Genomic DNA, 18,422 nt, shown 5'->3' on the forward strand with positions numbered 1-18,422 from the left:
CCGATAGGACTGTACTCATTTTCAGGTGTTTATATTTAAGAGATTTAGAAGAGATAATTTTCCTTTTTTATTAACTAAAAATCAATTTATGAAAAAAGTCCTTTTTATTTTGTTGGGCTGTTTGCTATCGTTTAACGTGATGGCACAGGTAAAGGCGATTTCGGGGGTGGTAACAGATGTTACCGGAGATCCCGTTATTGGGGCAAGTGTTGTAGAAGTGGGAACCACTAATGGAGTAATTACTGATTTAAATGGTAAGTTCTCGTTAAAAGTGGCGCCTAATTCACAATTCTTGGTGAGTTATATTGGCTATAAACAACAAACTATTAAAGTTGGTTCTGAAAGCACTTATAATATTGTGCTGAAAGAAGATTCGGAAGTTCTGGATGAGGTTGTTGTAGTAGGTTATGGTTCACAAAAGAAGGTGAACGTTACGGGAGCTGTAGGTATGGTTAGTGCTGATGCATTGGAAGCACGGCCGGTAGCAAATGCTTCACAAGCGTTACAGGGGGTTGTTCCCGGTTTGAATCTTACTGTTGGCAATAACGGTGGTTCTCTGGATGGAACATTGAACATGAATATTCGTGGAGCCGGAACGATCGGTGATGGATCGGGTTCTTCTCCATTGGTTTTGATTGATGGCATTGAGGGTGATCTGAATACTGTCAATCCTAACGATATCGAATCTGTTTCGGTATTAAAAGATGCTGCATCGGCTTCTATCTATGGTGCAAGAGCTTCGTTCGGTGTGATTCTTGTAACTACAAAGAGTGGTAAGAGCGGTAAGACAAATGTGTCATATAGCGGTAGCGCACGTTTTTCTGATGCTATTGGCATTCCGGACATTATGGATTCTTACACTTTTGCTCAGTACTTCAATCGTGCTTCTGCCAATAAAGGTGGCGGTGATATTTTTGCACCTGCTGTAATGGAGCGCATCAAAGCCTATCAAGAAGGAACGCTGAAAGCTACTACAGTTGATAATGGAGCAGGTATTTGGCAAAAATGGGCTAATGCGAATGGAAACACGGATTGGTTTGAAGAATTTTATGATCATTGGGCACCATCTCAGGAACATAACCTTAGTATTAATGGTGGTACGGACAAAACCCAATACTTGATTAGTGGAAGTTTTCTGGATCAGAAAGGTTTAATGCGTCATGGATCAGATAAGTTTCAACGTTACACACTGAATGGTAAAATCACAACGGCTGTCACTGATTGGTTCAAGGTGACGTATTCTACTAAATGGACCCGTGAAGATTTTGAACGTCCTACTTACTTGACAGGAAACTTTTTCCATAACTTAGCTCGTAAATGGCCTGTGCATCCGGCTTATGATCCTAACGGATTCCCTATGGACGAAGGTGAAGTGGAACAGATGGAAAATGGAGGAAAGCAGAATAGCCAGAAAGATTTTTATACGAATCAGTTGCAACTGGTTTTCGAGCCTATTAAAAACTGGAAAATCAATCTTGAAGGTAGTGTACGTACCACTACTCAATATCAGCATTGGGAAGTATTACCTGTTTATGCCTACAATGTAGATGGAGATCCCTATTATACAGTGTGGGATATGGGATATGGTTCTTATGCGGCAGGTTCTTCTCGCGTGAATGAATATAGTTGGAAGGAAAATTATTATACTACAAATATTTATTCGGACTATTTCAAACAGTTCGATAACGGACATTATTTTAAAGTGATGGCTGGTTTTAATGCAGAGTTATATAAAACCAGAAACATTACGGCTGAGAAAAACACATTGATTACTCCGGGGGTACCGACTATTAATACGGCAACTGATGACCCACAGGCTTATGGTGGTTATGCCGACAACTCTGTAGCCGGTTTCTTTGCACGTGTCAACTGGAGTTATAAAGATCGCTATATGTTTGAGGCTAATGGCCGATATGATGGTTCTTCCCGCTTTGTCGGAAAAGAACGTTGGGGCTTCTTCCCTTCGTTTTCTGCCGGTTGGAATATCGCCCGCGAACCATTTATGGAAAGCTTTGCTGAAAAGATCAATATGGGAAGTTTAAAGTTGAGAGCTTCATGGGGACAGTTGGGTAATACGAATACCAATGATGCTTGGTATCCATTTTATCAGACTATGCCTGTAGGGTCTAATTATGGTTGGTTAGTAAATGGCGAACGTCCTAACTATGCTACAAATCCGGGCATTGTCAGCTCTAAGAAAACATGGGAAACAGTAGAGACTTGGGATGTCGGTTTGGATTGGTCTTTCTTTAATAACCGTTTGTCAGGTTCATTCGACTATTTCGTACGTTATACTTATGATATGATTGGTCCGGCTCCTGAACTTTCAAGTCTGTTGGGAACTTCAGTTCCTAAAATCAATAACTCAGATATGAAATCATATGGTTTTGAGTTGGAGTTGAATTGGAGAGACCGGATTGGTGAAGTTTCTTATGGAGCTAAATTAGTGCTTTCTGATGACCAACAGAAAATTTTGCGTTATCCGAATGACTCATATGATGTAGGTTCGTACTATAAAGGCAGACACTTGAATGATATTTGGGGATTGACAACAATTGGCATTGCAAAAACACAGGAAGAGATGGATGCCCATTTGGCAAAAGTTGATCAGTCTTCTTTAGGAACCAATTGGGGAGCCGGTGACATCATGTATGCCGATTTGGATGGTGACGGAAAAATAAGCAATGGTACTAATAAGTTAGGAGATACCGGTGACTATCGCATTATCGGTAATTCAACCCCTCGCTTTAAATATGGTATTACGTTGGATGCTGCGTGGAAAGGATTCGATTTCAGTATTTTCATGCAGGGAGTCGGAAAACGTGACCTGTGGTTGGACGGATGTTATTTCTGGGGAGCCAACGGACAAGGAAATGAATGGCAATCTACCGGATTTACTGAACATTGGGATTTCTTCCGTCCGGAAGGTGACCCGTTAGGTGCTAATTTAGATGCGTATTATCCACGTGTAAACTTTAGTGGTGGCCGTAATACCCAAGTCCAGACACGTTATTTGCAGAATGGTGCGTATCTGCGCTTGAAAAATGTTCAGTTGGGTTATACATTGCCTCGGGTGTGGACAGAAAAAGCCGGAATATCTTCTGTACGTGTATATCTTTCAGGAGATAACCTGGCTACAATCACCAGTCTTTCTAAGATTTTCGATCCGGAGGCTACCGGAAGTTTGGCCGGAACAGGATCCGGTAAACTGTATCCTTTGCAAAGAGTAATATCTGTCGGTGTTAACATTAATTTTTAAATTGAAGTATTATGAAACTTAAAATAAAAAATCTGTTTATACAAGCATGTTTTATTGCAGGAGGGGCATTGACACTCACATCCTGTAATGACTTTCTTGACAGAGAACCGCTTTCTTCTGTCACGCCGGAAGTCTATTTTCAGACAGTAGACCATTTCGCTGCTTATTCCATAGCGAAGTATCAAAACTATTTTTCTTCGCATGGCGGTTATGGGGCAGGTATAGCCAATAATGATGGCGGAACAGATAATATGGTAGCCGGAGGGCGTAGTAGCCGTTATGTAAAAGGACTTTGGAAAGTTCCTTCCAGTGATGGCAACTGGAGTTTTAGTAATATCCGTTATTGCAATTACTTCTTTGAAAATGCTGTGCCTAAATATGAAGCGGGTGAAGTTGCCGGAGCGGATGCTGATATTCGTCATTATATTGGAGAAATGCATTTGATGCGTGCGCTTGTGTATTATAATCTGTTGCGTAATTATGGTGATTTTCCGATCATAACGGAAGTTCTTCCTGACGATAAAGCGGTACTGATGGAGAAAGGTGTTCGTCAGCCTCGTAATCTGGTTGCCCGTTTTATCTTGAAAGATTTGGATGACGCTGCCAGTATGATGTATAGTCAGGGATTTAAGAATAATACTCGTTTGAATCGTGAGACGGCTTTGTTGATTAAATCACGGGTAGCATTGTATGAAGCTTCTTTCGAAAGGTACCATAAAGGTACAGGAAGGGTACCGGGAGATGACAACTGGCCGGGAAAGAAAGTGCATCCTAATTTTTCGTTGGATGTGGAAGCAGAAGTTGATTTCTTCTTGACAGAGGCTATGAAGGCTGCGGAAGAAGTGGCAGATAAAATCACTTTGACACCCAATACGAAAGTTGAGGATCCGGCTAATCCTTCTATTACATCCGGATGGAATCCTTATTTTGAGATGTATGCTACTGTTGATTTGAGTGGCTATGATGAAGTGCTTTTCTGGCGTCAATATGCAAAAACCGGTAGCTTCTCTATCATGCATGGTGCTCCGGCATGGATTGCATCCGGTTCTAATCATGGTTTGTTGAAAAGCTATGTTGAAAGTTTCTTGATGCAGGATGGTTTACCTTGGTATGCGGCAAGCAGTGCGGCTCCTTACAAAGGTGATGCTACATTGGATAATGTGAAAGCAAATCGTGATAATCGTCTTCAGTTGTTTATGTTTGGTGAAAGTAATTTTGTGCCTGTATATTCAACCGAAGAAGCGGGTACGGTGAAAATGTTTGCTCCACACCCGGTGTCTAACCGTGAAGAGATGAGAGACCAGACAGGATATCGCATTCGTAAATATGCCAGCTTTGATATGGCACAGAATGTTTGGGGAAAGGCTGAATCAACTACAGGATGTATTATTTACCGTGGTGTTGAGGCTTATCTGAATTATCTGGAAGCTTATTATATGAAGAATGGTAATGTGGCAGGCAAAGCGGCTCAGTATTGGAGAGCTATTCGTGAGCGTGCCGGATTGGATCCTGATTTTACAAAAACTATCAATGCGACTGATTTGAATCAGGAAACAGATTGGGGTAAGTATTCAGGTGCCCAGGTTATAGATGCTACCTTATTAAATATACGTCGTGAGCGTCGTTGTGAATTTATTGGTGAAGGTATGCGTTGGGATGATTTGGTTCGTTGGCGTTCGATGGATCACTTGCTGACGAAAAACTATATGCCTGAAGGATGTAATTTCTGGGATGAAATGTATAAGTCGGCTAACAAAGATGAGAATGGTGCTGAGATTACATTTAAAGATTCTGGTGAAGAAGGTTCCAATATCTCTTCACGTACCTTTAAGTATTTGCGTCCTTATGCCATTTTGAAAGCCAATAATGACGTATACGACGGTTATACCTGGCAGAAAGCTCATTATCTCAACCCTGTGCCGGTTCGCGAGATGGAATTGCTGTCTCCGGATGAAAAAGTAGAAACGTCTGTATTATACCAGAATCCTTATTGGCCAACTAAGATTGGAGAGGTTGCTGAAGAATAATTCGGTTTTCAATAGATTATTAAAATAAAGTAGAGGAGAGGGGTGTTATTGAAGATAACGTCTCTCTCTTTTTTATTCTGACTTCAGATATGCTCATCACAAAGTTAAAACTCAGAATCCGAAAGATTCAGAGTAAAATATATCTTGATCTTTAGAGAAATGTTTTCTTCGTACAAGCCAAGTTCATCTTGGTAGCCAGGATGAAGTTTGATTACCATTTTAGATAAGTTTGTTTTCGGTCCTTTAGCACTTTGAAAGAGGGATTTGTCGTTTTATAATTGATCTCTTAGTCTCTTTCTATCCTTTTGGGAGTGTCTGTGTTCTGTGAAAAAACAGACGAAGGAAATTTAGACAGGCTTTTATGGCAAATAGAATTAAAAACAATCCCTTAACTTGTGTGTAGTTTATTAATAGGTTGATATATAATAAAATATTTAATTAATATAGCCGTTGTATAATAAAAAATACTATCTTTGCTCCCGATAACATAAATATTAATTAGTCGATACCATGAAAAAAGCTGTAATTCTATTTTCGCTTTTCTGTTTTCTGTGTGCTATACCGGTAGTTCGAGCCGCAGATACAATTTTTGTTCGTGAGACCCGTATTCCTATTTTGATAGAGAGACAAGATAATGTCTTGTTCTATCTTCGTTTGGATGCTAAAGAGAGCCAGACTCTTAATGATGTAGTGTTGAATTTTGGTAAAGGAGTGGATCTGTCTGAAATTCAGTCTATAAAACTTTATTATGGTGGTACAGAAGCATTGCAGGACAGAGATAAGAAACGTTTTGCTCCTGTGGGATACATCTCCAGTAACACTCCGGGAAAAACGCTTGCCGCCAATCCTTCTTACTCAATAAAAAAATCGGAAGTGAGTAATCCTGGCAATCAAGTTGTTTTGAAAGGGAACCAAAAACTGTTTCCGGGAATCAACTATTTCTGGATTAGCCTGCAAATGAAGCCGGGTACATCCCTTACCAGTAAGGTGACTGCCGATATTGCTTCGGTCACTCTGGATGGTAAGAAGGCTCTGTTGGACGTTGTTTCGCAAGAAGGAATTGAACACCGCATGGGGGTAGGAGTACGTCATGCCGGGGATGATAATTCTGCCGCATTCCGTATCCCGGGATTGGTGACTACTAATAAAGGTACACTGCTGGGAGTTTATGATGTACGGTATAATAGTAGCGTGGACTTGCAAGAACATGTTGATGTTGGTTTAAGCCGCAGTACAGATGGTGGAAAAACCTGGGAGAAAATGCGTTTGCCTTTGGCATTTGGGGAGTTCGGTGGTCTGCCTGCCGGTCAGAATGGAGTAGGAGACCCTTCTATCCTTGTTGATACAAAAACAAATAATGTTTGGGTGGTTGCTGCCTGGACACATGGTATGGGTAACCAACGTGCATGGTGGAGTTCACATCCGGGTATGGATATGAATCATACTGCGCAACTTGTTCTTGCCAAAAGTACGGATGACGGTAAAACGTGGTCTGCACCTATTAATATCACAGAACAGGTAAAAGATCCGTCTTGGTATTTTCTGTTGCAAGGTCCGGGTCGGGGCATCACTATGAGTGACGGTACTTTGGTATTCCCTACTCAGTTTATTGATTCGACACGTGTACCCAATGCAGGTATCATGTATAGCAAAGATGGTGGTAAAAACTGGAAAATGCACAATTATGCACGCACGAATACTACAGAGGCTCAGGTTGCCGAGGTCGAGCCCGGAGTATTGATGTTGAATATGCGTGATAATCGTGGTGGAAGTCGTGCTGTGGCTATTACAAAAGACTTGGGTAAAACATGGACAGAACATGAATCTTCTCGCAAGGCATTGCCGGAATCGGTTTGCATGGCTAGTTTGATAAGCGTGAAAGCCAAAGATAATGTTTTGGGCAAGGATTTATTGATATTCTCTAATCCTAATACGACGAAAGGACGTTATAATACTACTATTAAAATCAGTCTGGATGGTGGTGTGACTTGGTCACCCGAACACCAACTTTTATTGGATGAAGGCAATAACTGGGGTTATTCTTGTCTTACTATGATTGATAAAGAAACGGTTGGTATTCTTTATGAAAGCAGTGTGGCACATATGACATTCCAGGCAGTGAAGTTGAAAGACATTATTAAATGAGAAATTTCCCCCATAAACTAAATAAACACCGATGAGAAATAAACAAATTTTCTTAATCAGTTTCATTATTTACTTATGCACAATTTCTACGGTCCGGGCAGGTGAATATCACCTGCTTCCGGAGCCGCAAAAGTTTACTCCTTTAAGTTCCAGTTTTGTACTGGGCAGAACAAAGCTTTCTACTCCGGTGCTTCGGCAAGAGTGGGAAGCTTTTGTCATTGAAAGGGGTGGAGTGGTTGACGACAAAGCTCGTGCAAGTATTGAAGTGAAACTGGTACCTTCATTAGAGGAGGTGCCTTTGAATGCAGACGAAGCTTATCGCCTGGTGGTAAATAATGGTAAAGTTACGGTTGAGGCTGTGACGGAGCATGGTGTGTATTGGGCTATGCAAACTTTGGCCCAGTTACAGGATGTGCGAAAGAAAAAGGCAACATTCAACGGTTGTTCAATTGTTGACTGGCCTGCTTTCCGAATACGTGGCTTTATGCAGGATGTAGGGCGTACGTATATGTCAATTGAAGAATTGAAACGTGAAATTGCTGTTCTTTCACGTTTTAAAATTAATGTTTTTCATTGGCACCTGACTGAAAATCAATCGTGGAGGCTGGAAAGTAAGATTTTTCCGATGCTGAATGACAGTGTGAATACGACTCGTATGCCGGGTAAGTACTATACATTGGAAGAAGCGAAAGATTTAGTTGCTTTTTGTAAAGCACACAATGTGCTTCTGATTCCGGAATTTGATATGCCGGGGCATAGTGCTGCTTTTGTCCGTACATTCCGTCACGATATGCAGAGTCTGGAAGGTATGAAGATCCTTAAACTACTGGTAGATGAAGTTTGTGAGACTTTTGATGTACCTTATCTTCATATTGGTACCGATGAAGTTCAGTTTACCAATCCGAAATTTGTTCCGGAAATGGTTGCGCATGTTCGTGCCAAAGGGAAAAAGGTGATCTCCTGGAATCCCGGATGGCATTATAAACCGGGTGAAATAGATATGACACATTTGTGGAGTTATCGTGGGAAAGCTCAGAAAGGCATTCCGGCAATTGATTCTAAGTTTCACTATCTTAATCATTTTGATACTTTCGGTGATATAATTGCATTGTATAATAGTCGCATTTATAATGTTGAACAAGGAAGCGAGGATATTGCGGGTACGATTCTTGCTATCTGGAATGATCGCTACATAGCTAACGAACGTAATATTATACTTGAAAATAACTTCTATCCTAATATGCTGGCTATAGCTGAACGTGCATGGAGAGGAGGAGGTACGGAGTATTTTGATAAGAATGGTACTATCTTGCCTTCCGAAGACTCAAAAGTATTTCAAGAATTTGCAGATTTTGAAGGACGTATGCTTTGGCATAAAGAACATACGTTTAAAGGATATCCGTTTGCTTATGTGAAACAGACTAATGTGAAATGGAATATAACCGATGCTTTTCCTAATGGAGGAGATTTGAACAAGGTGTTCCCTCCGGAACAAGAGTTGAAAAATTCCTATTCTTATGAAGGAAAAGAGTATGGAGTGCGTCCTGCTATTGGTGCAGGTATTTATCTTCGGCATGTATGGGGAAGTATGGTACCTACCTTTTATAAGACCCCACAGGAAAACCATACGGCTTATGCTTATACGTGGGTTTATTCTCCTAAAGATCAGGAAGTAGGGCTGTGGGCTGAATTTCAGAACTATAGCCGTTCGGAAATGGATTTAGCCCCATTACAGGGAAAATGGGATTATAAAGGAAGCCGCATCTGGATTAATGATGAAGAAATACAACCTCCCGTATGGTCGGCCACCCATCGTACGAAAAGCAATGAGGTTGCGCTTGGCAATGAAAACTGTGTGGCACGCCCACCTATCCTTGTACATTTGAATAAGGGCTGGAATAAGGTTTTCCTGAAATTACCTGTTGGCAAATTTAATATACCTGAAGTACGCTTACTCAAATGGATGTTTACTACGGTTTTTGTGACTCCTGATGGAGAAAATGCCCTGGACGGGCTTATTTACTCGCCTGACAAAACGAAGTGATCGAGAAAAAATAAAAACGAATGAAGAAAATTTTATTAATGATGTTGTTGCTCGCCTCAATGGCGGGCAACGCACAGGAACGCAAATATTCTACGTTCTATTATCAACGTGCAACTCTGTTTGAGGAGTTGCCTGTGACTTCAAAAGATATCATCTTCCTTGGGAATAGTATTACTAATGGGGGAGAATGGAGTGAGTTATTTGAAAACAAGCATGTCAAAAACCGGGGAATCAGTGGAGACATCTGCATGGGAGTTTATGATCGTCTGGACGCGATTCTGAAAGGAAAACCGGCTAAAATCTTCCTGTTAATCGGGATTAATGATGTGAACCGGGGCACTTCTGCAGATACAATTGTTCATCGTATTGGTATGATTACTCAAAAAATTAAACAAGAATCTCCAAAAACAAAGCTATATTTGCAAAGTGTACTTCCGGTAACCGATCATTATAAGATGTTTGGTGGACATACATCACGTTGGCAAGAGGTGAAAAAGATTAATGAAGGGCTGCTTCGGCTGGCTGACAGAGAACACGTGACCTATATTGATCTCTATTCTCATTTTGTTGACGAGAGGACCGGCAAGATGAATATTGAGTATACAAATGATGGTTTACACTTACTGGGTAAAGGCTACCTTAAATGGGTGGATATTGTTAAACCTTATATAAACAAGAAATGAAAAAGATACTATTCTTATCTCTATTTTTGATGATTTGCGCAGTTTTGTCCGCACAGAAGCGGATAAAAGTTGCTTGCGTGGGGAATAGTATTACGTATGGGTATACTCTTCCAAATCCGGCAACGGATTCTTATCCTTCACAGTTGCAACAACTTTTGGGCGATACTTATGAAGTTGGAAATTTCGGAAAATCAGGGGCTACTTTATTAAATAAAGGACACCGCCCTTACATGCAGCAAGAAGAATTTAAAAAAGCGCTTGCATTTGCCGGTGATATTGTTGTTATTCACTTGGGAATCAATGATACGGATCCTCGTGACTGGCCGAACTATCGTGATTATTTTGTGAAAGATTATCTGGCATTGATTGATTCTTTCCGTGTTGTTAATCCTAAATGTCATATTATTATTGCCCGACTGACACCGATTGCCGATCGTCATCCTCGTTTTGAGTCGGGTACCCGTGATTGGCATGGAGAAATTCAGCAAAGTATCGAGACAATAGCTAAATATGCCGGGGTTCAGTTGATGGATTTCCATGCGCCGCTTTATCCGTATCCGTATCTTCTTCCGGATGCTGTACATCCTAATGTAGAGGGTGCCGGCATTCTTGCGAAAACGGTATATTCTGCGATTACGGGAGATTTCGGTGGATTACACTTATCTGAACTGTATACTGATAATATGGTGCTTCAACATGGGCAGTCTCTGACTATTCGTGGCAAAGCAAACGCAGGAGAAAAAGTGACTGTAGCAATAGCTAAACAGAAACAGTCTGTGAAAGCTGCTTCCAATGGTGATTGGGCAATCACTCTCCAGCCTTTGAAGGCCGGCGGCCCATATACTTTGGCTGTTTCTGCCGGAAAGCAGAAACAAACTTTCAATAATGTATTGGCCGGAGAGGTATGGCTTTGTTCCGGACAATCCAACATGGAGTTCTACCTTGGTTGGAGTAAAACTGCTAAAAGGGATATTCCGCAAGCCGCCAATGATCAGATTCGTTTGTTCGATATGAAGGCGCGCTGGCGTACAGATGCTGTTGAATGGGATGAGTCCGTATTGGATTCATTAAATCATCTGCAATATTATAAAGATACCGAATGGACAGTTTGTTCGCCTGCTACTGCCGGTTCTTTCTCTGCGGTAGCTTACTATTTTGGTAAAATGCTGCAGGACAGTCTAAAGGTACCTGTCGGATTGATTTGTAACGCAATCGGCGGTTCGCCTACCGAAGCATGGGTAGACCGTAATACATTGGAATATAAATTTCCGGCTATATTACGTAACTGGACTCAAAATGACTTTATCCAAGACTGGGTACGCGGTCGTGCCGCTCTTAATGTGAAAAAGGCGGATAGCAAACAGCAACGTCATCCTTATGAACCTTGTTACCTGTATGAGGCCGGTATCCGTCCTTTAGAACAATATCCTATTAAAGGTATTATTTGGTATCAGGGTGAATCGAATGCACATAATCGTGAGGCACACGAGAAATTGTTTAAACTATTGGTTGAAAGCTGGCGTAAAAACTGGGAAAATAAAGATTTGCCATTTTATTATGTGCAGTTGTCAAGCATCAACCGTCCGTCATGGCCATGGTTCCGTGATAGCCAGCGCAGAATGATGTATGAGATTCCTAATACAGGTATGGCAGTATCGAGTGACCTGGGTGATTCGCTTGATGTACACCCCAAACACAAACAGCCTATTGGGGAGCGTTTGGCACATTGGGCTTTGAATCAGACTTATGGAAAGAAGAATGTAACGCCTTCGGGGCCGATGTTCCGCAATGTAGAGTTCCGTGATGGTGCTGCTTACGTGTCATTTGATTGTGCTGAAGGTATGCATTCATCGGATGGGAAACCGTTACGGACATTCGAAGTGGCTGAAACAGAGGATGTTTATTATCCGGCTACAGCCGAAGTTGTAGGAAATCAAATAAAAGTATATAGTAAAGAAGTGAAGAATCCTCTTCGTGTACGTTACGGCTGGCAGCCTTTCACCCGGGCCAATCTGGTCAATGGTGATGGTTTACCGGCATCTACGTTCCGTACGGACTGGGGAAGATAAACTTGAAAAAGAGAGCAGTTTATGATGAAAAAATTATTGTATGGACTTGTATGTTGTTGCGGTTTAGCTTATGGGCAAAACAGAGACACTTCGGATGTGTTAATGTTGAATGACGATTGGTCATTCTCACAGGTGGGGACAGAAAAATGGCTACCAGCTACTGTCCCGGGCACTGTTCATCAGGATTTGATTCATCATAAATTGCTACCCGATCCGTTCTATGGTACCAATGAAAAGAAGATTCAGTGGGTGGAAAATGAGGATTGGGAATATAAAACCAGTTTTGTCGTTACAGAAGAGCAGTTGAAGAGAGATGCCGCCCAGCTTTCCTTTGAGGGACTGGATACTTATGCGGATGTTTATTTGAACGGTTCTCTGATTCTGAAATCAGATAATATGTTTGTGGGCTATGCAGTTCCCGTAAAACAAGTATTACGTAAAGGGGAGAATCTGCTGCATGTTTATTTTCATTCTCCGATAAAACAAACCCTTCCACAGTGGTCCTCCAATGGATTTAATTATCCGGCAGATAATGATCACCACGAAAAACGTCTTAGTGTATTTACCAGAAAAGCTCCTTATAGTTATGGATGGGATTGGGGAATCCGTATGGTTACAAGCGGTATCTGGCGTCCTGTTACTCTTCGTTTTTATGATGTTGCTACTATTGCAGATTTTCATGTGAAGCAGCTTAGTCTGACAGATCAGGTTGCAAAACTCTCTAATGAATTGGAAATTAATAGTATTTCTGAGAAAGAAAAGCCTGCTGAGGTTTTGATCTCTTATTCATTGGAAGGAGGAGAGGAAGTGCAGATAAAGGAAAATGTAACATTAAAACCGGGTTTAAATCAAGTCCAAATTCCATTGGATATTCAGAACCCCGTGCGTTGGATGCCCAATGGGTGGGGGAAACCTCATTTATATGATTTCTCAGTGCAGGTGGTGTGTGATGGCAAAACGGTCGCCGCACGACAGCATCGAATCGGCCTTCGTACGATACGCGTAGTGAACGAAAAAGACAAAGATGGAGAATCTTTTTATTTTGAGGTGAATGGCATCCCGATGTTCGCAAAAGGGGCAAACTATATTCCTGATGATGCGTTGCTCCCCAATATAACTACCGAACGTTATAGGACTCTGTTTCAGGATATGAAAGAGGCTAATATGAATATGGTTCGTATATGGGGTGGGGGAACTTATGAAGACGATCGTTTCTATGATCTGGCAGATGAAACTGGTATTCTTGTCTGGCAGGATTTTATGTTTGCATGTACTTCCTATCCAAGTGACCCTACTTTCTTGAAGCGAGTGGAAGAGGAGGCGGAATATAATATCAAACGTCTGCGAAACCACGCTTCACTCGCCATGTGGTGTGGGAATAATGAAATTCTGGAAGGATTAAAATACTGGGGATGGCAAAAGAATTATACTCCGGAAGTATATGAAAACATGTTCCGGGGATATGATAAGTTATTCCGGGGATTGCTGCCTGCAAAGGTGAAAGAACTTGATGAAGGGCGTTTCTACAAACATACTTCTCCCTATTTCGCAAATTGGGGACGTCCGGAGTCCTGGGGCACGGGCGATAGTCATAACTGGGGTGTGTGGTATGGCAAAAAGCCTTTTGAGTCATTAGATACCGATTTGCCTCGTTTCATGAGCGAATTCGGTTTCCAGTCGTTCCCTGAAATGAAGACGATTGCTACTTTTGCGTCTCCGAAAGATTATCAGATTGAATCGGAGGTAATGAACGGACACCAGAAAAGCAGTATCGGTAACGATTTGATACGAACTTATATGGAGCGTGATTATGTTGTTCCTGAGAAGTTTGAAGACTTTGTATATATCGGACTTGTACTTCAGGGGCATGGTATGCGCCATGGTATGGAAGCACATCGTCGCAACCGGCCTTATTGTATGGGGACATTGTACTGGCAGCTTAATGATAGTTGGCCTGTCGTTTCCTGGTCAAGTATAGACTATTATGGCAATTGGAAGGCACTGCACTATCAGGCAAGGCGTGCTTTTGCACCACTGCTGGTCAATGCGATACAAGAAGGTGATAGTTTGAGTGTTTATCTGATATCTGATTTGTTGGAAAAACAGAGTCAACTTACACTTGAAATGAAAGTGATTGACTTTAATGGCAAGACATTAGATAAGGAAGTTGTCAGGGCAGTCGAGGTTCCGGCGAATGTTTCTTCTTGTGTCTTTCGTAAACCGTTGAGTGAGTGGGTGACATCGGAACATCGTAAAAACAGTTTCTTACTACTTGCTTTGAAAGATAAAACCGGTAAGAAAATAGCTGAAGAGGTTTATTTCTTTAATAAGACTAAGGATTTGGAGTTGCCCCAAACAAATGTTTCTATGAAAGTAAAGCAATCCGATGGTAAGTGTGAAGTGACCTTATCGTCTTCTAAGCTGGCTAAAGATGTATTTATCCAGATTCCTGTTCAGGGCGCCCGTTTCAGTGATAATTTCTTTGATCTGTTGCCGGGGGAAAACAAGAAGATAACGATTACGTCTCCGGATATTAAGAAAGGAGAACAGCTAAATATTACAGTGAAACATGTACGAGATACCTATAACTAACACCTATTAAATAATTTGTATGAGAAATCTTTTTAAAATTGCCGGTTTACTGGCGCTCACGGGATTTATTTCTTCGTGTAACGACAAAGAGACTACAGCTAATTACCAGGTAATTCCTTTACCTCAGGAAATTACTACTGCTCAAAGCCAACCATTTACATTGAATGGTAGTGTGAAAATCATCTATCCGGAAGGAAATGAAAAGATGCAACGTAATGCCCAATTCCTGGCGAATTATCTGAAGAAAGCTACAGGTAAGGATTATGCAGTTGAAGCTGGAACTGAAGGTAAAGGTGCTATTCTGCTTAAATTGGGTATGGAATCAGAGAACCCTGAAGCTTATCAGTTGAGTGTGAATGCAGATGGTGTAACCATTGCTGCTCCCACTGAAGCCGGTGTATTCTATGGTATCCAGACGTTACGCAAGTCTATTCCGGTTGCCATTGGTACAACTCCTTCATTGCCGGCTGTAGAAATCAACGACTATCCTCGTTTCAGCTATCGTGGTGCCCATTTTGATGTGGGACGTCATTTCTTCACAGTAGATGAAGTAAAGACATATATCGATATGATGGCTTTGCATAACATGAACCGTTTGCATTGGCATTTGACAGAGGACCAGGGTTGGAGACTTGAGATCAAGAAATATCCTAAGTTGACAGAAATCGGTTCAAAGAGATCGGAAACTGTAATCGGACGTAATTCAGGAGAATATGATGGGAAACCTTATGGTGGTTTCTACACTCAGGAAGAAGCAAAAGAAATCGTAGCTTATGCTGCCGATCGTTATATCACTGTTATTCCGGAAATTGACCTTCCGGGACATATGCAGGGAGCATTGGCTGCTTATCCGCATCTGGGATGTACTGGCGGCCCGTATGAAGTTTGGAAGATATGGGGAGTATCCGATCAGGTATTGTGTGCAGGTAACGACAGTGTACTGACCTTTATTGATGATGTACTGACAGAAGTTATGGAAATCTTCCCATCTGAATATATTCATGTTGGTGGTGACGAATGTCCGAAAACCGAGTGGGCGAAATGTCCGAAATGTCAGGCTCGTATCAAAGCTTTGGGAATCAAGAGCGATGCTAAGCACTCAAAAGAAGAATATTTGCAGAGTTTTGTTATCAACCATGCAGAAAAGTTCCTGAACGAGCACGGACGTCAGATTATCGGCTGGGATGAAATTCTGGAAGGCGGACTCGCTCCGAATGCAACCGTGATGTCATGGCGTGGTGAAGGTGGCGGTATTGAGGCTGCCAAGCAGAAACATGATGTTATCATGACTCCGAACACTTATCTTTACTTTGACTACTATCAGACTAAAGATACTGAAAACGAACCTTTGGCTATTGGTGGTTATGTGCCTTTGGAAAGAGTATATGGTTACGAGCCGATGCCCTCTTCATTGACACCGGACGAACAGAAACATATTATTGGTGTGCAGGCTAACCTTTGGACTGAATACATTCCTACTTTTGCACAGGCTCAATACATGGTATTGCCGCGTTGGGCTGCTTTGTCAGAAATCCAGTGGTCTAATCCTGAGAAGAAGAATTATGATAACTTCCTGAGTCGTTTACCGCAGTTGATTAGCATTTATGAGGCTGAAGGATATAATTATGCCAAACATGTATTTGATGTGAAATCCGAGTTTGTTGCTAATTCGGCTACAGGAGCAGTAGATGTAGTGATGACTACTATTGACGGTGCTCCCATCCATTATACATTAGATGGAACTGAGCCTACGGCAGCTTCTCCCGTATGTGACAGTATTCTTACGATTAAGGAAAGTTGTACTTTAAAGGCGGTTGCTGTTCGTCCTACCGGAAACAGCAAGATGCTGACTGAAAAGATTGCTTTCAGTAAATCTACTTCAAAGCCTATTAAAGCTAATCAGCCTGTAAACAAGCAATATGAATTTGGTGGTGTTTCTACATTGGTAGACGGACTGAAGGGAAATGGTAACTACAAAACCGGCCGTTGGATCGCATTCTATAAGAATGATATGGATGTAACAATTGACTTGCAGCAACCTACCGAAATTTCAAGTGTGGCTATTACAACTTGTGTTGAGAAGGGTGACTGGGTATTCGATGCACGTTCTTTCTCAATTGAGGTTTCAGATGATGATAAGACTTTTACTAAAGTTGCTTCTGAAGCATATCCCGAGATGAAAGAGACAGATCGTAACGGTCTTTACGAGCATCAATTAACTTTCGATCCGGTAAAAACCCGTTATGTGAAAGTGGTTGCTACATCGGAACACTCCATTCCGGCATGGCATGGTGGTAAAGGTAACCCGGGTTTCTTATTTGTAGATGAAATTACGTTGAATTGAAAAAATAGAAATGACAGAAACTAAAACGATTCGTTTTCTTTCTATCATTGGATGTTTACTTGCCGGGATGGTTGCTTCGTGCAGCTCCCGGCAAGTTGCGCCTAATGAAGAAGGGATTAGCGTGCAGAAAATGACCGGATTCCCCGAAGGAGAACCCGGTTTTTCTTTGGGTGTATCGGCATGTTATGCCGGCATCTATCAGGGAGAGTTATTGATTGCCGGCGGATGTAATTTTCCGGAAACGCCGGCAGCCGAAGGAGGAAAGAAGAAATTCTACCAAGGTATTTATGCCGCTGACGCTTCTGCAGACTCAGTTTTCATATGGAGACAGGTCGGTCAGCTGCCTGTTGCTGCTGCTTATGGAGTTTCGGTTTCGACTCCTCAAGGGGTCATTTGTGTGGGTGGATCGAACGAAAATGGATCCTTATCTGCTGTTTACCGCCTTTCTTTGACTGACGATAAACAGACTGTGATTGTAGACACACTGCCTTCTTTGCCTTGTACAATGGATAATATGAGCGGTTCAGTAGTGGATTATACACTTTTCGTAGCCGGAGGCAATGTGGATGGTAAACCTTCGAATGCACTTTATTGCCTCAGTCTGAGTAACCCGGAGACCGGATGGCAGAGGCTTCCCGATTTTCCGGGTTCTCCCCGTGTACAACCGGTATGTGTAGGACAACGTAAAGAGGGGGAAACCCTTCTATATTTATGGGGAGGTTTTGCCGGTGCATCCGATGGACGGTCTGCAACCCTTTCTACTGACGGATATTGCTATTCTCCATCTTTGCAACAATGGCAGTCGGTATCTGTTCCGGTTGGCAATGATTCTGTGCCCGTCGCTTTGGGTGGTGGAGCCGGTATAGCACTGACGGACAGTCTGATACTTTGTACCGGTGGAGTCAACAAAGATATTTTCTTTTCTGCTCTTCAGCGCGAGGAAATGATGAAGACAGCCGTAGCCAATGGCAAACAAACTGTTGTAGACAGTCTAAAGTTGGAAGCAAAAAAGTATATGTTGCATCCGGCAGGATGGTATCGTTTTAATGACCGGATTTTGATTTATAATACACGCCGGGATAAGTGGGAAGAGGCTGTTCGGAGTGAAGATGTTGCCCGTGCCGGTGCTGCATTGACAGGGCAGGGACAGACCTTCTTTAATATCAATGGTGAGCTGAAGCCGGGAATCCGTACCCCGGAAATAGTTAAGATAATGATTGACTGATTGCAGATAATCTGACATTTTACTTATATTTGTA

At 41.9% G+C, this 18,422-nt stretch carries 9 protein-coding genes; all 9 read left to right on the top strand.

Annotation, left to right across the window (positions count from 1 at the left end; translation table 11 throughout):
• Positions 1 to 88 precede the first annotated feature (88 nt).
• Positions 89 to 3,259, top strand: coding sequence for a TonB-dependent receptor (locus tag JZY04_RS08840; RefSeq protein WP_032539447.1), 3,171 nt, complete (start codon positions 89 to 91; stop codon positions 3,257 to 3,259).
• Positions 3,260 to 3,270: 11 nt separating this feature from the next.
• On the top strand, positions 3,271 to 5,286 hold the full coding sequence (locus JZY04_RS08845; RefSeq protein ID WP_032530383.1) for a RagB/SusD family nutrient uptake outer membrane protein: 2,016 nt from the start codon (positions 3,271 to 3,273) through the stop codon (positions 5,284 to 5,286).
• Between the two features lie 510 nt (positions 5,287 to 5,796).
• Entirely contained in the window at positions 5,797 to 7,431 is a 1,635-nt protein-coding gene (locus tag JZY04_RS08850; RefSeq protein ID WP_005776517.1) for a sialidase family protein, read from the top strand.
• 31 nt (positions 7,432 to 7,462) lie between these two features.
• Positions 7,463 to 9,475 carry a family 20 glycosylhydrolase gene (locus JZY04_RS08855; protein ID WP_122141847.1) on the top strand — a complete coding sequence of 671 codons (2,013 nt, stop codon included), beginning with the start codon at positions 7,463 to 7,465 and terminating at the stop codon, positions 9,473 to 9,475.
• A gap of 20 nt (positions 9,476 to 9,495) precedes the next feature.
• The gene (locus JZY04_RS08860; RefSeq protein WP_122141848.1) at positions 9,496 to 10,158 is read left to right on the top strand and encodes an SGNH/GDSL hydrolase family protein; all 663 of its coding nucleotides are present in this window, start codon (positions 9,496 to 9,498) and stop codon (positions 10,156 to 10,158) included.
• Positions 10,155 to 12,227 (top strand): GDSL-type esterase/lipase family protein, encoded by a 2,073-nt coding sequence (locus tag JZY04_RS08865; protein ID WP_122141849.1) that lies wholly within the window; start codon positions 10,155 to 10,157, stop codon positions 12,225 to 12,227. The genes JZY04_RS08860 and JZY04_RS08865 overlap by 4 nt, the downstream gene beginning before the upstream one ends.
• 21 nt (positions 12,228 to 12,248) lie before the next feature.
• Positions 12,249 to 14,819, top strand: a complete 2,571-nt coding sequence (locus tag JZY04_RS08870; protein ID WP_122141850.1) for a glycoside hydrolase family 2 protein — start codon at positions 12,249 to 12,251, stop codon at positions 14,817 to 14,819.
• A gap of 19 nt (positions 14,820 to 14,838) precedes the next feature.
• Positions 14,839 to 17,163, top strand: a complete 2,325-nt coding sequence (locus JZY04_RS08875; RefSeq protein WP_101602989.1) for a family 20 glycosylhydrolase — start codon at positions 14,839 to 14,841, stop codon at positions 17,161 to 17,163.
• A 10-nt stretch (positions 17,164 to 17,173) separates the two neighbouring features.
• Positions 17,174 to 18,388, top strand: a complete 1,215-nt coding sequence (locus JZY04_RS08880; protein WP_122141851.1) for a cyclically-permuted mutarotase family protein — start codon at positions 17,174 to 17,176, stop codon at positions 18,386 to 18,388.
• The last annotated feature ends 34 nt before the right edge of the window (positions 18,389 to 18,422 follow it).

The sequence above is a fragment of the Bacteroides sp. 11BF genome, assembly GCF_019633765.1.
Lineage (GTDB): Bacteria > Bacteroidota > Bacteroidia > Bacteroidales > Bacteroidaceae > Bacteroides > Bacteroides hominis.

Bases quoted from the DNA above. Each gene is read 5' to 3' on its own strand.
- JZY04_RS08840 (WP_032539447.1), top strand. From the start codon at position 89: ATGAAAAAAGTCCTTTTTATTTTGTTGGGCTGTTTGCTATCGTTTAAC.
- JZY04_RS08845 (WP_032530383.1), top strand. From the start codon at position 3,271: ATGAAACTTAAAATAAAAAATCTGTTTATACAAGCATGTTTTATTGCA.
- JZY04_RS08850 (WP_005776517.1), top strand. From the start codon at position 5,797: ATGAAAAAAGCTGTAATTCTATTTTCGCTTTTCTGTTTTCTGTGTGCT.
- JZY04_RS08855 (WP_122141847.1), top strand. From the start codon at position 7,463: ATGAGAAATAAACAAATTTTCTTAATCAGTTTCATTATTTACTTATGC.
- JZY04_RS08860 (WP_122141848.1), top strand. From the start codon at position 9,496: ATGAAGAAAATTTTATTAATGATGTTGTTGCTCGCCTCAATGGCGGGC.
- JZY04_RS08865 (WP_122141849.1), top strand. From the start codon at position 10,155: ATGAAAAAGATACTATTCTTATCTCTATTTTTGATGATTTGCGCAGTT.
- JZY04_RS08870 (WP_122141850.1), top strand. From the start codon at position 12,249: ATGATGAAAAAATTATTGTATGGACTTGTATGTTGTTGCGGTTTAGCT.
- JZY04_RS08875 (WP_101602989.1), top strand. From the start codon at position 14,839: ATGAGAAATCTTTTTAAAATTGCCGGTTTACTGGCGCTCACGGGATTT.
- JZY04_RS08880 (WP_122141851.1), top strand. From the start codon at position 17,174: ATGACAGAAACTAAAACGATTCGTTTTCTTTCTATCATTGGATGTTTA.